Origin of the sequence: Brevibacillus thermoruber 423, from assembly GCF_000454065.1 — a bacterium.
Taxonomy (GTDB): domain Bacteria; phylum Bacillota; class Bacilli; order Brevibacillales; family Brevibacillaceae; genus Brevibacillus; species Brevibacillus thermoruber.
Window position 1 is genome coordinate 176,410 of sequence record NZ_KE695650.1, and the last position, 14,045, is coordinate 190,454.

The 14,045-nt window shown below is 57.8% G+C and carries 13 protein-coding genes; 11 read left to right on the forward strand and 2 right to left on the reverse strand.

The features are described 5' to 3' along the window. Positions 1-109: 109 nt before the first annotated feature. From M516_RS0109125 to M516_RS0109165, 9 genes are all read left to right on the forward strand, one after another. Positions 110-1,765: an AraC family transcriptional regulator gene (locus M516_RS0109125; protein ID WP_238550953.1), complete on the forward strand. Its 1,656-nt coding sequence runs from the start codon at positions 110-112 to the stop codon at positions 1,763-1,765. A gap of 104 nt (positions 1,766-1,869) precedes the next feature. After that, positions 1,870-2,868, forward strand: coding sequence for an iron-hydroxamate ABC transporter substrate-binding protein (locus M516_RS0109130; RefSeq protein ID WP_420796317.1), 999 nt, complete (start codon positions 1,870-1,872; stop codon positions 2,866-2,868). 25 nt (positions 2,869-2,893) lie between these two features. After that, a complete protein-coding gene (locus tag M516_RS0109135; protein WP_029098837.1) occupies positions 2,894-3,901 on the forward strand; it encodes a FecCD family ABC transporter permease in 1,008 nt (335 codons plus the stop codon). Beyond that, entirely contained in the window at positions 3,894-4,916 is a 1,023-nt protein-coding gene (locus M516_RS0109140) for a FecCD family ABC transporter permease (RefSeq protein ID WP_029098838.1), read from the forward strand. The genes M516_RS0109135 and M516_RS0109140 overlap by 8 nt, the downstream gene beginning before the upstream one ends. Positions 4,917-4,928: 12 nt before the next feature. Continuing rightward, positions 4,929-5,696, forward strand: coding sequence for an alpha/beta hydrolase (locus tag M516_RS0109145; RefSeq protein ID WP_029098839.1), 768 nt, complete (start codon positions 4,929-4,931; stop codon positions 5,694-5,696). A 16-nt stretch (positions 5,697-5,712) separates the two neighbouring features. Then, complete coding sequence (locus M516_RS0109150) at positions 5,713-6,030, forward strand: antibiotic biosynthesis monooxygenase family protein (RefSeq protein WP_029098840.1); 318 nt, start codon at positions 5,713-5,715, stop codon at positions 6,028-6,030. A gap of 245 nt (positions 6,031-6,275) precedes the next feature. Further along, on the forward strand, positions 6,276-6,908 hold the full coding sequence (locus M516_RS0109155) for a TetR/AcrR family transcriptional regulator (protein ID WP_029098841.1): 633 nt from the start codon (positions 6,276-6,278) through the stop codon (positions 6,906-6,908). Positions 6,909-7,040: 132 nt separating this feature from the next. Next, positions 7,041-8,570 carry a 4-hydroxyphenylacetate 3-hydroxylase family protein gene (locus M516_RS23195; protein ID WP_051188168.1) on the forward strand — a complete coding sequence of 510 codons (1,530 nt, stop codon included), beginning with the start codon at positions 7,041-7,043 and terminating at the stop codon, positions 8,568-8,570. Positions 8,571-8,623: 53 nt separating this feature from the next. After that, entirely contained in the window at positions 8,624-9,163 is a 540-nt protein-coding gene (locus tag M516_RS0109165; RefSeq protein ID WP_029098842.1) for a hydrolase, read from the forward strand. Positions 9,164-9,266: 103 nt separating this feature from the next. Here the strand turns inward: M516_RS0109165 and M516_RS0109170 are convergent, their stop codons facing one another. Together M516_RS0109170 and M516_RS23200 are read right to left on the reverse strand one after the other, a co-directional pair. Beyond that, a complete protein-coding gene (locus M516_RS0109170) occupies positions 9,267-9,917 on the reverse strand; it encodes a YcnI family copper-binding membrane protein (RefSeq protein ID WP_333781404.1) in 651 nt (216 codons plus the stop codon). Further along, a complete protein-coding gene (locus tag M516_RS23200; RefSeq protein ID WP_081656498.1) occupies positions 9,914-11,500 on the reverse strand; it encodes a copper resistance CopC/CopD family protein in 1,587 nt (528 codons plus the stop codon). The genes M516_RS0109170 and M516_RS23200 overlap by 4 nt, the downstream gene beginning before the upstream one ends. Positions 11,501-11,840: 340 nt before the next feature. Here M516_RS23200 and M516_RS0109180 point away from each other — a divergent pair, with 340 nt between their 5' ends. Together M516_RS0109180 and ssuD are read left to right on the forward strand one after the other, a co-directional pair. After that, on the forward strand, positions 11,841-12,812 hold the full coding sequence (locus M516_RS0109180; protein ID WP_152523376.1) for a sulfonate ABC transporter substrate-binding protein: 972 nt from the start codon (positions 11,841-11,843) through the stop codon (positions 12,810-12,812). Between the two features lie 20 nt (positions 12,813-12,832). Beyond that, positions 12,833-13,990: an FMNH2-dependent alkanesulfonate monooxygenase gene (gene ssuD / locus M516_RS0109185; protein WP_029098845.1), complete on the forward strand. Its 1,158-nt coding sequence runs from the start codon at positions 12,833-12,835 to the stop codon at positions 13,988-13,990. Positions 13,991-14,045 lie beyond the last annotated feature (55 nt).

Here is a 14,045-nt window from a genome sequence, read left to right on the forward strand (position 1 = left end):
AAAACGGAGGCGGCGTTTAAAAACGCCGGACAGTTTGATATAATCTCAATGATAATGATAACTATTATCATCAAAAGCGTCGGGTTTCGAACAAGGATGGTGATCCAACGTGATATCCCTCTACAATGAACCGGATACGCATGAAACGGACGTGCTTCCGGTGGATGAGTTTCTGTTTCGCCTTCGGGATCTCGAACGGATAAAAGGAGACGGCGATCTGAGGGGGGAACAGCAATTCACCCTTTCCCATGTTCTTCTGGTCGTGACCAAAGGGCGGGGAACCATCACGATGGACCATTATGATGGCCGACTGCGGCCAAACGCCGTGTATGTCTGTCCGCCCGGGGAGACGTTCGGAGTGTCGGCCGATCCGTCGCACGGACTGGACATGTTCCTGTTCAGGTTCGACGTCTTCCGTCAGGTCGGCAAGAGGAACTCGCGTTTGCAGGTTGTACGGGAACAGCGCCCGTTTCCAGTCGAGAGGGAATTTCCCGCATCCGCCAGCAGCCAGCTTCTCTCCTTGTGCGAGATCGTGAACCGTTGTTGGCAGAGCGGCGACGTGCTGGAGCGGTTCCGCAGCCAGATCGCGTTTCAGGAACTGCTTTACTGCCTGTTGAAAAGCGGCCGCCTTCCAGCGGAAGATTCGAAATCCTCGCTTGCCCGCGCGAAAGCGTACATGGATCAGAATTTTGACCAAAATGTAACGATTGAGAAGCTGGCCACTCTTGCCGGAGTCAGCCCGAAATACTTTGTCGATCTGTTCAAAAAAACGTACGGCATCAGTGCGATCGACTATTTGACCCAACTTCGCGTCAACAGGGCCAAGACGCTGATGGCGCGATCCGGTGCCAAACTGCGGGACATCGCGCATCAGGTCGGTTATCACGACGAGTTTTATTTCAGCCGAAAATTCAAAAAGGAAGTCGGCGTGCCGCCTACCGTGTACATGAAGAGCCGCCGCCGCAAGATCGCCGCCTACAGCGCCCCGATTGTCGGTCACCTGCTGGCGCTCCGGATCATCCCGTACGCGGCGCCGCTTCACCCGAAATGGACCTCCTATTACTACCAGACGTACCGGAGCGATATAGCGGTTCATCTCAGTGCATACCGTCAAAATGAACACTGGGAATCCAATATCGACATGCTCAGGCAGGCGCGGCCGGATGTGATCATCAGCATGGACACGGTGGATCCCGGCGAGAAACAGAAGCTGGAGGAAATCGCCCCCGTTTTGTATGTACCGTCGATGGAGAACGATTGGCGGGAGCAGCTTCGGATGGTGGCCCGCTTCTTGGGCGAATCGGCGGAGGCGGAACATTGGCTGAAGAACTACGAGCGGAAGGTGGAGGCTGCCCGGGAACAGCTTGCCAACGAGACGGGCGGCGACACATTCCTCATCGTACGCATGCGGAACGAGCACCTGTATGCATACTGCAACCGGAGCATGGCCGCGGTCTTTTACGGAGACCTGCGGATGGTGCCCGCGTACCGCTGCGAGAGCGACGTCTACAATCAGCGAATCGAGCTGGGTCGGCTGGCGGAAGTGGATGCGGATCGCCTGCTGTTGATGATTCGCCAGGAGCCTGAAACGCTGTCGTATTGGAAAGCACTGCGGCAGACCCCCGAGTGGCGGCAGTTGAAGGCGGTTCGGAACAACCGCGTGTATGTGATCCCGCCGGACCCGTGGCGCGAATATTCCGCCGCCGCCCATGAGCGGATTGTGGAGGAGTGTGTGCGGATGCTGTCTGGAAATCGTCCATATTGATTTCCGTATTTCGTCCATGTTCATCATGGTTGTTCGTCCTTAGAATTAACAATGAGAATCATCCTCAATCATCGAAGCACATGCTGAAAGGAGATTTGCAGCACATGAGAATGGGAATGAAACGTGCAGGCACGGGTCTGGTCGCCCTGCTCATGCTGTTTTTGGCGGCTTGCGGTTCTACTGACAAGACCGCCACGGCGGGAGTGAATGACAGCGCGGGCAATTCGGTGGCGGCGCCCGCCGGAAATACGGCTGAGCAAGCGACGAGAACCGTCCGCTATCTGGACAAGGAATACACCGTCCCGGCAAAGGTGGAACGGATCGTCATCACCGGGAGCCTGGAAGCGATGGAGGACGCCGTCGTGCTTGGCGTTCAACCGGTCGGCGGCATTACCGTCGGGGGAAAATTCCCGGACATGTTCAAGGAGATTACCGGGTCGACGGTGTCGATCGGCGAGAAGACGCAGCCGAATTTTGAGACGATTCTCCAGTTGAAGCCGGATGTCATCCTGGGCACCTCCAAGTTCAAGCCGGAAGTAACGGAAAAGCTGGTCAAAATCGCGCCGACGTTTCCGTATTCCCACATCTCCACGAATTGGGAGGCCAATTTGCGCCTTCTGGCGGAACTGACGGGCAAACAGGACCTGGCCGAACAGACGCTGCAGAAATACAAGGCGGATGTGGAGGCGGCCAAAGCGCAGTTGGGGGAGAAACTGAAGGATAAAAAGGTTGTCGTCATCCGCTACAGACAGGGCAATATCAACGTCTACCCTGCGAATGTATACTTCAACGACACCCTGTACAAGGATTTGGGCCTCCCGGTGCCGGAACCGATCAAAGCGGCAAAAGCGCAGGAGACCATTTCCCTGGAAAGGTTCAGCGAAATGAACCCGGATTACCTGTTCGTACAGTTCTCCCAGGATGAAAACAAGGAGAATCCGAAAGCGCTGGAAGAGGTACAGGCCAATCCGATCTGGCAGAGCATCAATGCGGTCAAAAACAACAGGGTGTATGTCAACGTCGTCGATCCGCTTGCCCAGGGCGGTACGGCATGGAGCAAAATCAACTTTCTGAAGGCCGCCGTGGAGAAGCTGTCCCAGTAATGTTGAACAAGGCGTGTAAACGGACATGAGACGAAACATTCCGATGCCGGCCCTTATTTTGGGGCTGTCACCGATTGCGATCGCACTCGTCGTTCTGGTATCCATTCTGTACGGCGCACGGAATATTCAGGCAAGCATGGTGTGGGAGGCGTTCGTTCATTTTGACGCCGGCAACGTGAACCATCAGATTGTGATGCACTCCCGACTGCCGAGAGCGGTCGGCGCGATTCTGATCGGCGCGTTCCTCGCCATGTCGGGCGCACTCATGCAGGGGATGACAAGAAACTATCTGGCGTCCCCTTCCATTATGGGCGTGACGGACGGTTCGGCGTTCGTCATTACCCTCTGCATGATCTTGCTGCCGGACGCTTCGTCTTTGGACATGATCGTGTTTTCGCTCATCGGCTCGGCACTGGGGACGGGGATCGTGTTTGGAATGGCGTCCCTTCTGCCGAACGGCATGTCGCCGGTGCGGATGGCGATTATCGGCACCGTGACCGGAACCTTTCTGAGCAGCACATCGGCGGCGCTCGCGAGCTATTTTCAAGTCTCGCAAAATGTAAGCTTCTGGTACAACGCCCGGCTGCACCAGATCGATCCCGGCATGATCAAGGTGGCCGTGCCCTTTGCGCTCGTCGGAATCGTGACGGCCCTGCTCATTTCCCGATCGGTTACCGTGCTTGCGCTGGGCGACGAAACCGCTGTCAGCCTGGGACAGCGGACCACCTTGATCAAAGCGGCCGCTACCGCTGCCGTCGTCATCCTGACCGGCATTTCCGTCGCGTTGGCCGGGAAAATCGGGTTTGTGGGACTCATCATTCCGCACGTGGCCCGATTTCTGGTCGGGTTGGACTATCGCTGGATCGTCCCGTGCTCCGGTGTGCTCGGCGCCGTCTTTTTGGGGCTTGCCGATGTCCTGAGCCGCTTCCTGAATGACCCGTTTGAGACGCCGGTCGGCGTTGTCTGCGCGATCTTCGGCGTTCCTTTCTTCCTCTACCTGATCCGCACGAGAGGAGGGGGGAAACATGCGTAGCAGCACGGAACGACGCTATTGGGCGACGCTCTTCGCCGGCGTGGGACTCTTGCTTGCCGCCGTCTATGTCAGCCTGACGAACGGCGTGTTCGATCTGACGGTCACCGATGTGATCAAAACGCTGATGCGCATCGATCCGGTTCCGGAGCACGACATGGTCGTTTTCGATTTTCGTCTTCCCCGCATTGTCATTGCCGCGTTTGTCGGTTTCGGCCTCGGGATCGCCGGAGCCGTCGTTCAGGGGATTACGAAGAACGGGTTGGCCGATCCGGGCATTCTCGGCATCAATGCGGGAGCGGGGTTCGCCGGCGTCCTCTTCATGCTTCTGTTTGAAGGGAAAATGATCGGGGCAGGCCTGCTTTCCATTATGGCGATGCCCATGTTCGGCCTGGCGGGCGGATTGATGGCCGCCGGATTCATCTACCTGTTCGCGTGGAGAAGCGGAAGACTGGACCCCGGAACGCTGATCCTCGTCGGGATTGCGGTCGGATCCGGGCTGTCCGCGTTGACGATCTATCTGTCGCTCAAGATGAATCCACAGGATTACGAAATGGCGGCGGTGTGGCTGACTGGGAGCATTTGGAACGCCAACTGGGACTATGTGGTGTCCATGATTCCGTGGTTTATTGTGTTCGTTCCGGTGATTTTCCGCAAAGCGCCGCTCCTGGACGTGCTTCAATTGGGAGAAGAGAGCGTCAAAGGTCTGGGCGTGCGCACGGAAAAAGAGAAGAGTGTGCTCTTGATCGGCAGCATCGGGCTTGTCAGCGCGTGCGTTTCCGTGTCCGGCAGCATCGGGTTTGTCGGACTGTTGTCTCCGCATATCGCCAAGCGGCTGGTCGGCTTGCATCATCGCCGCGTGATTCCGGTTTGCGGACTGGTCGGCATGCTGCTTGTCGTCATTTCCGATTTTATTGCCAAAACCGTCTTTACGCCGGTCGAACTGCCAGTGGGAATCGTCATTTCCATCGTGGGCGTTCCCTATTTCGTCTACTTGCTGTTTCGGGCGAAAGTGTAGGAGGTACCTGCCGTGAAGGGCACGATCATCACCGATCATTTCAGGGAGAGGGAACTGTCGATCTATCTGCCGCCCTCGTATTCGGATGGTGCCGCATCGTTCCCGGTCGTCTACGTGCACGATGGCGGCGACTTGTTTGCCGATCAGGCGGATTCATCCCCGCGTCCCTGCGAATCCCTGCATGAAATCGAGCGGATGTTTGCCGGCGGAGAACTGGTCGAACTCATCATGGTCGGCATCAAACCGGTCAACCGGATTCATGAGTACACCCCCTGGTTTGCCAAGGCCTTGTCGGATCAATTCGGTGACTTTGGCGGCAGGGGAGCGGAATACCTCTCGTTCATCGTCGAGCAGGTGAAGCCGTATATCGACAGCAGGTACCAAACGAATCGCCGTCCCGATCAGACGGGGATCATGGGCAAATCGCTGGGAGGCCTCGTTTCGATGTACGCCGCGTACCTGTATCCCGGCGTGTTCGGCAAAATCGGCTCGATTTCCGGTTCGTTCTGGTACGAAGGATTTGTAGACTACATGCGCGCGCAGAAAATGGCGCAGACCGGGCTGAAACTCTATCTGGATGTCGGGAGTCTGGAAGGGTACGGGAAGCAGACCATTCAGCGGGAAATGGTCGCGCGAACAAAAGAAGCGTACGCCATTTTGGCGGACAGCGGGTTGAGCGGGAAACGACTGAGGTTTCATGTGGAGGAAGGCGGCCGGCACGAGCTTTCCTGCTTCCGCAGCCGGTTCCCCGGAGCGCTGAAATGGCTGTTTCAGGAATAGAAGGGAGTGAGTGCAGGTGTTTGTGGAAACCAAGAACCTGATCGTAAAAGAAGGCACCTCCGATAAAGTGGTGGAGCGGTTCAGCCGGGAAGGAGCCGTTGAAAAATCGGAGGGATTTGTTGATCTGAGCGTTCTGGTCAAGAAGAGCAGAAAAGGAGAAGAAGAAGTAATCGTCATGATCCGGTGGGAATCCGTAGAGGCATGGAAAAAATGGGAGTTGAGCGAAGCCCATCTGGAAGGCCACAGGCAGGCGAGAGGCAAGCCGAAGCCGGATTATCTCATCAGTTCCAGCCATCATGTATACGAGGTGAAAGTGTACAAGAGCGGCAGGTAATTGTCGGATCGGAGGGGAAGAGAGCCGGGCTGTCTGCGGATGGCCCGGCTTTGTCACGGCATCGGGGTGAGGAGATCAAAGGTGGGGATTCCGATGACGCCGCGGTTCCCTCAAGCCACCTGTATGTATCGGATGTTTCACACGGTTATTGACAAAAGAAAGAAACTGTTGGTAAAATTCTTAAAAAACTGACTAGTCAGTTGGCATGGCGGGAAAACGTCAGCAAACAGGAAAGAGGAAATCGGATGAGCGGAACGCACACGGAAGAATATGTCGTGGAAACGTCAGTGAAAGATCCGGATCTGGTGGAAAAGAGAAGAGCGGAGATTATTGATGCGGCCGTAACCGTGTTTACCCAAAAGGGGTATCATGCGGCAACCACCAAGGAAATAGCGGATTTGGCCGGCATGAACGCAGGGACGATGTTCCAATATGTCAAAAACAAGCAGGACATTTTGTACTTGGTTTGCTGCCATATCCATTCACGAATCGAAGAAGCGCTGTACGCCGTCGCAGTAGAAGATCTCGACCCGATGGAGGTGATTGCGAAATCGGTTACCGCACTGTACCGGATTGTGGACCAGCTCTCGGATTACGTTGTCCTCATGTATCAGGAAACCGCTTCGTTGGAGAAAGCGGCCCGAAGCTCGTTCCTCAGCCGGGAACAACGACTGTGCAGCCATTTGGAGAACCACATCAGGCTGGGGATTGAACGCGGCGTCTTTTCGATCGATCCCCGATCGGTTCCGCTCATCGCTGAAGATATTCTGGTGCAGGCTCAAATGTGGGCGTTTCGGCGGTGGTCCCTATCGAAGAAATTTACCCTGGAGCGTTACATCGCCACACGATTGGAATTGCTGCAAGCGCTTTTGCAATAACGCAGGCGCTTCCTTTTCTTTCACGCCGCACCAACTAACTAGTCAGTATGCAAAAGGGGTGGTGCTTCTGATCGTTGGGGTTGTTCGCGTGTTTGCCAACGGACTTTGTGAGGAAAAGGAGGAGAGACGAGCATGAAACTCATGACCGGCAGAGAGTATGTTTCCAGTCTGAACGAGTACAATCCGGACGTTCAGGTGAGGGGGAAGAAAGTGACACGTGTCGCAGACGAACCGCTGTTTCAACCGGGCATTAACGCCATCGCCGTGACGTACGAACTGGCACACCACCCGAAGCACCAGGATATCATGCTGGCTGCCCTGGCGGATGGAACAAAGGTGAATCGCTTGAATGCCCTCGATTACAGCACGAACGACTTGTTGAAGAAACTGGAAATGGTGCGGTTGATTTGCAAGTGGACGGGATGCGGGCAGCGCTACCTCATGCACGACGCGCTTGGCGCATTGGCCGAAATCACCGCCATGATCGACGCGGATAAACACACGGACTATTTTTCCGCGTTTCAGGAGTATCTGCTGCACGTGCAGAAACACGACCTGACGTGCGCAACGGCCGTGACAGACGCAAAAGGGGACAGAAGCAAGCGGCCTCATGAACAGGCCGATCCCGACCTGTACGTGCGCGTGGTGGAACGGAATCGGAACGGGATCGTTGTGCGCGGGGCCAAAGCCAATATCACCGGCGCTCCGTATGTCCATGAATTCATTGTGCTGCCCACCCGGGCCATGCAGAAGGAAGACGGGGACTACGCCGTGTCTTTTGCCGTTCCGGTTGACGCACCGGGGGTCAAAATCATCGCAAAACCGGCCGGACGCCCGGAAGACGCCGAAGCTCCGTTCAGTTCCAATTTTGGACAGTCCACTGCCCTTGTCATTTTCAACGATGTCTTTGTTCCGTGGGACAGGGTATTTCTGTGCGGAGAGTGGGAATACACGGGGAAATTGGCCGAGGCGTTTGCGAATCATCACCGGCATTCGTGCATTGGCGCCCGTGCCGGTCTGGGCGACATGATCATCGGGGCCTCGGCGCTCATGGCCGAGTACAATGGCCTGCCTCACACGGATGTTCCGCATATCCGGCGAAACCTGGGCGAACTGATTCGCATCACCGAGGGGTTTTACGCAACGGGAGTCGCGGCTTCCGTTTACGGCCGCAAGACGGTGGCCGGCAATTTCGTGCCCGATGCCGTGCAGTCCAACATCGGCAAACTGATGCTGGCCGAGCAGGTCTATGATTTGTTCCGGCTTGCCCATGAAATCAGCGGAGGGATCGTGGCGACGGCGCCCACCCCGGAAGACATGGCGATTCCGGAGGCCGGGGAACTGATCGATCGGTACCTGGTCGGAAAGCACGGTGTAACGGCGGAGGAACGCATCCGAATGGCGCGGTTCCTCGAGGATTTGACAGCGTCGAAGGAAGGCGGGTTTTACGCGCTGATCAGCCTTCATGGCGGCGGTTCGCCGGAAGCCATGCGGATGTCGGCCGTTCGCCATTACGATATGGACAGTCAGAAGAAACACATTTTGCACAAGTTGAAGTGTTTTGCGAAATGGGAAGGAACCTGCAAGGAATGTGAAACCTGTGTCAATGACGATCTCTGCGAACAGGAATGCGAAAGCGTGACGTACAGGCAGGATCGTTGATCAAAAGCGCGTGCGAGGAATGACGATGACCATCGACGTTTGGGGGGGCGAGTATGCTTCGGAAAGAAGAGACGTTACTGGTGCTGGTTGACGTCCAAGGGAAATTGGCGCGGATTGTCCATGAGAGCGAATCGATGATCGAACAGTTGGTCAAGCTGATTCGGGGATTGCGCATGCTTGACGTTCCCGTGGTTTGGCTGGAACAGTATCCAGAGGGATTGGGGCCCACCGTCGAGGAAGTGGCGCAGTGGATGACCGGGATCCAGCCGATTCGAAAACGTTCCTTCAACGCATGCGAAACCGAAACCTTTACACGGGCGGTAAAGGCGACGGGACGACGGCAGATACTGGTGGCAGGAATCGAAACCCATATCTGTGTCTATCAAACGGCCATCGGGCTGCAAGAGCTGGGATATGAGGTGCAGGTGGTTGCGGATGCCGTATCGTCGCGTACCTTCGCCAACAAGCAAATCGGGCTGGAGAAAATGAAGGCGGCCGGCATTGCCTGGACGAGTGTGGAAACCGCGCTGTTCGAGTTGATGAGAATGGCAGAAGGCGACACGTTTAAGCAAATCATACAATTGCTCAAGTAAATGCCGACCATGGAACAAGCAAAGCCCTCCTGCGGATTTGTCCGCGGGAGGGCTTTCGGTTGAGGAACCTCTCGGATGGCAAGGTTGCCAGCCTGCGCGCCGCTTACGCTTTTTTCCGGAAGAGGCTGATCACCGAGACCAGCAGCGCCAGCCCGGAGAGAACCAGCGGCAGCGTGCTGCCGGACGAAGAAGAGCTGTCCTGTGCGGCAGGAGCCGCTGCGTGACCGGCCTCGTGGTTCCCCTCCGCTTTGTTCGCATCTGCGTGGTCATCTGCTGCCTGCGTCCCTTCCTTTACCGCGACGGTAGGAGCCGGGGTGTCGGAACCTGCGGCACCGGTCCACTCGACGACCGTGCCGTCGGCGTACGTCTGATACGCGTTCCATGTCAGGGTGCCCGGTTCGCCGGGGTTTTTGGCGGAGAGGCCGAACTCCATGAATTCGTGCGGCTTGATCCCGCCGGCGGTGGCCGTCCAGGTGATCGCCTTGAACCGGCCGTCCGCGTCTTTTTCCCATTCGTAGGTCCAGCCGGGGACCGGCAGAACCGTGCCCACTTTCACACCCGCCGGGAATTCCAGACGCACCTTGACGGTGTTGCTGTCCTTTTCCACCGGGACGCGAACGGTATAGCGTTCATAGGAGTCCGCTTTCGTTTCCTTCGGCCAGACGGTGACATGGGCGCTGGCCGTTCCCGCAAAGGTCAGGAGCGCTCCGGCAACGGCGAGCGTGCTTACCCATTTGTTCCAGTTCATTTTCATCGTGTTTCTCCTCCTCCAGGTATAAACAGCGTGTCGGTGAATTCTGCATGTGTTCCGTTGTGGAAGGCGGCGTCGATCCGATAGGTCCACGTTCCGTACATGGAAAACGGAATGTCCGCCTGATAACGCCCCGTACCTGTCCGCTCGGCGGGGATGGGCTGCCTGTTCACCGCTGCGTCCGGCTTGGATACCTGCACCAGGACTTGCCGCGGTTCGGTCATCGGTGCGGGGAACTCGATGGTCATGATCTGTGTACCGGGCGCCACCCGCGGGATCTGCACCACCACCTGCGCGTCACCGGCAGGAAAGGTTTTGGTGTAGGACGTCACCGGCAGGGGATACGCCGACTGGCTCATCCAGACTCCGCCCAGCAGGGCCAGCGCGCCTGCCCCCCACTCCCAGCGCAGCAGGGCGGGAGACGTCAGGCGGCCGTGTTTTTGCCACCGCAGGGTCTGCGTGATCGCGAGCACGAGCATCACGGCGGTCAGCGTCACCTTGAGGCCAAGCAGCACGCTCCACGTCTGCCCTTTGGTCCACAAGACCGCCCAATCCGTTTGCTGGACGGTCATGGCGGCGCCGGAGAGCAGCGCAGTGGCGGACGCGAGTAGCGCCAGCCGGACAAAGAACCGGCGAAACGGCCCCCACTCGATGGCGGCGCCGGCTTTCCTTTCCCAGCGCATCGCGAGGAGCAGGTAGGTCAGCGCCCCCAGCCAGAGCGCCAGGGCGAACAGGTGCAGAATCCGGAACGATGCGGCCAGCCACATCGGCTGTATGCCCCACGCGTGCCCGCCAAACGCCAGCGCCCCGACGGCCAGCGCCCACATGACCAGGTACCAGCCTTCCACCATGCCCGGCACGGCGGCGAGAAGCATGAGCGCAAGCTGCGCTCCGACCATCCCGAGGAAGGGGGATTGTCCGAGGATCGTCCACTGTCCTTTCTGAAACACGGAAGCCAGACCGTTCCCCGGCAGGGCGGCCAGATAGAGAAGTCCTTCGGCGATCAATCCGGCGACGAGGACGAACCACACCGCCCGCCGCCCGCGTCCGATCTCGCTCACACCTTCGGGCCAGCCGCGTCGTCGGCCGAGCCAGGAGAGCCAGAGGAGTCCGGCTCCAAACAGCAGGGTTCCTTCCACGACGTAGCGGATCACCGCCAGGGTGCGGTCGATGAGGGCGGACGTTCCATCCGATACGGGGGCGATGGTTCCGGACGCGGACCGCCCGACCGAGAACGAGAAGGACCCGTTGACCGGATGGCCGTCTTCGGAGACGACGGACCAGACCACGGTGTACGTGCCATTGGGCAGCTTCGGCGGTTCAGCGCGCATCCGGGCGGCGTCGCCCGCTGCCAGAATCGGCCCTGCCAGCGCAATCGGGCGGCCGTTTCCGTCGTACAGCTTGAGATCAATGAGCCCTTCTTCCAGCGGCTCGCTGAACTCCAGCGTGATTTCCCCGGGGCTTGTTTGCACGACCTGTCCGTCTCGGGGGGTGGTAGACAGCAGACCGGCATGGGCAAACGCAGGGGGAGAACCTGTGCCAATCAGCATCAAAAGGATAATCCAGCACAGAACAATTCGTCTCATGAGATTCACCTGACTTGAATGAGTGATCACTCCCTTTTTACCCTACCAAGAAAACAGTTAGAGGAGAATGGCTCACTCGGGCTATTATGGCGGCAGGGGGCCGGCGTTTTTTCATGAACGCAAAGCCCAGGGACTGCATATGATTGACTATGCCATGACAGAGGGAGAGCGTCCCCGGAAAAGGATTGACAGCATGTGGGGGCGGTGGTAGTATACAACCATAAATACAACTAATCACATAGGGATTGTTAGAAATTGTTTCGACCGGACCACCGGAGACACGGTTTATAATGAACCGTGTTTTTTTGTGCCTGAATCATGAGTAAAAGGAGTTTGAACCATGAAGAACGTGATCGCCGCTTTGCTGACAACGATTTGCCTGCTCGCCGCGTTGACGGCTTGCGGCAGCCAGACGCCAAAAGAGACTGCCGCCACATCCGCTGCAGAAGGGCAGCGGGTCATCCGCATCGGGTTTCAAAAATACGGCACGATGAATGTTTTGAAGGCGCAGGGCTGGCTGGAGAAGCGCCTGGCCGACGCCGGCGTGAAGGTGGAATGGACCGAATTTCCGGGAGGGCCGCAGCTTCTGGAAGCGTTGAATGTCGGAAGCATCGAAATCGGCCATACCGGGGAGGCGCCGCCGATTTTCGCGCAGGCGGCCGGGGCCCCGCTCGTCTATTTGGCGCATGAACCACCCAGCCCCCAAGGGGAAGGGATCTTGGTGCCAAACGGTTCCCCCGTGAAGACCGTCGCCGATTTGAAAGGAAAGAAAGTCGCGCTCAACAAAGGATCAAACGTTCATTACCTGCTCGTAAAGCAGCTGGAAGCCGCCGGGCTGCAGTACAAGGATGTCAAGACGGCGTTTCTGCCTCCAGCCGACGCCCGAGCGGCGTTCGAGCAAGGCAGCGTGGACGCGTGGGTCGTTTGGGACCCGTTCCTGGCGGCTGCGCAAACCGCGACGAACGCCACGCTGTTGGCCGATGGGAGGGGCGTCGTCAGCAACCATGAATTTTACCTGGCGTCCCGAACATTCGCGGAAAACCATCCCGACATCATCGACGCCTTGCTGGATGAGTTGAACAAGGTGGACGAATGGGCGAAAAACAATCAGGACGAACTGGCGGAGCTGTTGTCGGCACAACTGGGCATCGATGTTCCATCACTGAAGCTGGCAGCGGGAAGGCGTGAATACGGCGTCCGCCCGATCACGGACGAAGTGATTGCCGAGCAGCAACGCATAGCGGATACGTTCGCGAAGCTGGGACTGATTCCGCAGCCGATTCACGTGAAAGACGCCGTATGGAAAAAATAAAACACGGGGAAGGGATGACAATGGAAGTTTTCTGGTTTATTCCCACACACGGAGATGGACGGTACCTGGGCACCGCCAAAGGGGCGAGGGCCGTCGACTATCCTTACATGAAACAGATCGCACAGGCCGCGGATCGGCTTGGTTTTGGCGGGGTGCTCATTCCGACGGGCAAATCGTGCGAGGACCCGTGGCTGGTCGCCGCGTCGTTGATTCCGGTGACAGAACGTCTCAAGTTTTTGGTGGCGGTGCGTCCCGGATTGATGTCGCCGACTGTGGCGGCACGGATGACCTCCACGTTCGACCGCTTGTCTGGCGGACGATTGCTGATCAACGTCGTCGCCGGTGGGGACCCGGTGGAGTTGGCGGGCGACGGACTCTTTCTCGACCATGATTCCCGGTACGCCTTGACGGATGAATTTTTGCACGTGTGGCGCAAGGAACTGCAGGGGGAAGAAGTCGATTTTGAAGGCGACCATGTGCGCGTGAAGGGTGCGAAAGTGGTGTACCCGCCGATCCAGAAACCGCATCCGCCGCTGTATTTCGGCGGCTCCTCAGCGGCCGGCCAGGAAGTGGCGGCGAAACATGTTGACGTCTACCTGACGTGGGGCGAACCGCCGGCACAGGTGGAAGCGAAGATCAAGCAGATGCGCAAGCTGGCGGAACGGCAGGGCAGAACGGTACGGTTCGGCATCCGGCTGCACGTGATCGTGCGGGAAACGAACGAAAAAGCGTGGAACGAGGCCCACGAACTGATCCGTTATCTCGACGATGAGACGATCGCCGCCGCGCAAACCATCTTCGCCCGCTTTGACTCCGAGGGACAGAGACGAATGGCGGCCCTTCACCGCGGCGACCGTACCGCACTGGAGGTCAGCCCCAATCTATGGGCCGGGATCGGTCTGGTGAGGGGCGGTGCGGGCACGGCGCTTGTCGGGGACGCCCAAACCGTTGCCGACAGGATGCGGGAGTACGCCGACCTGGGGATCGACACCTTTATTCTCTCCGGGTATCCGCACCTGGAGGAAGCGTATCGCACGGCAGAACTGCTCTTTCCGCTTTTGCCGCTGTCCAGGCAGCCAAAACAGCAGGAACCGCAGTCGTTCATCAGTCCATTCGGCGAACTGATCGCGAACAATGAACGGCCCAAGACGGAGGTAACCGCGCGTTCACCCAAGTGAACAGCAGCCGCCAAAAGCTGAATATTCAAATGTATTCAAACGGTGAGGAGGATGA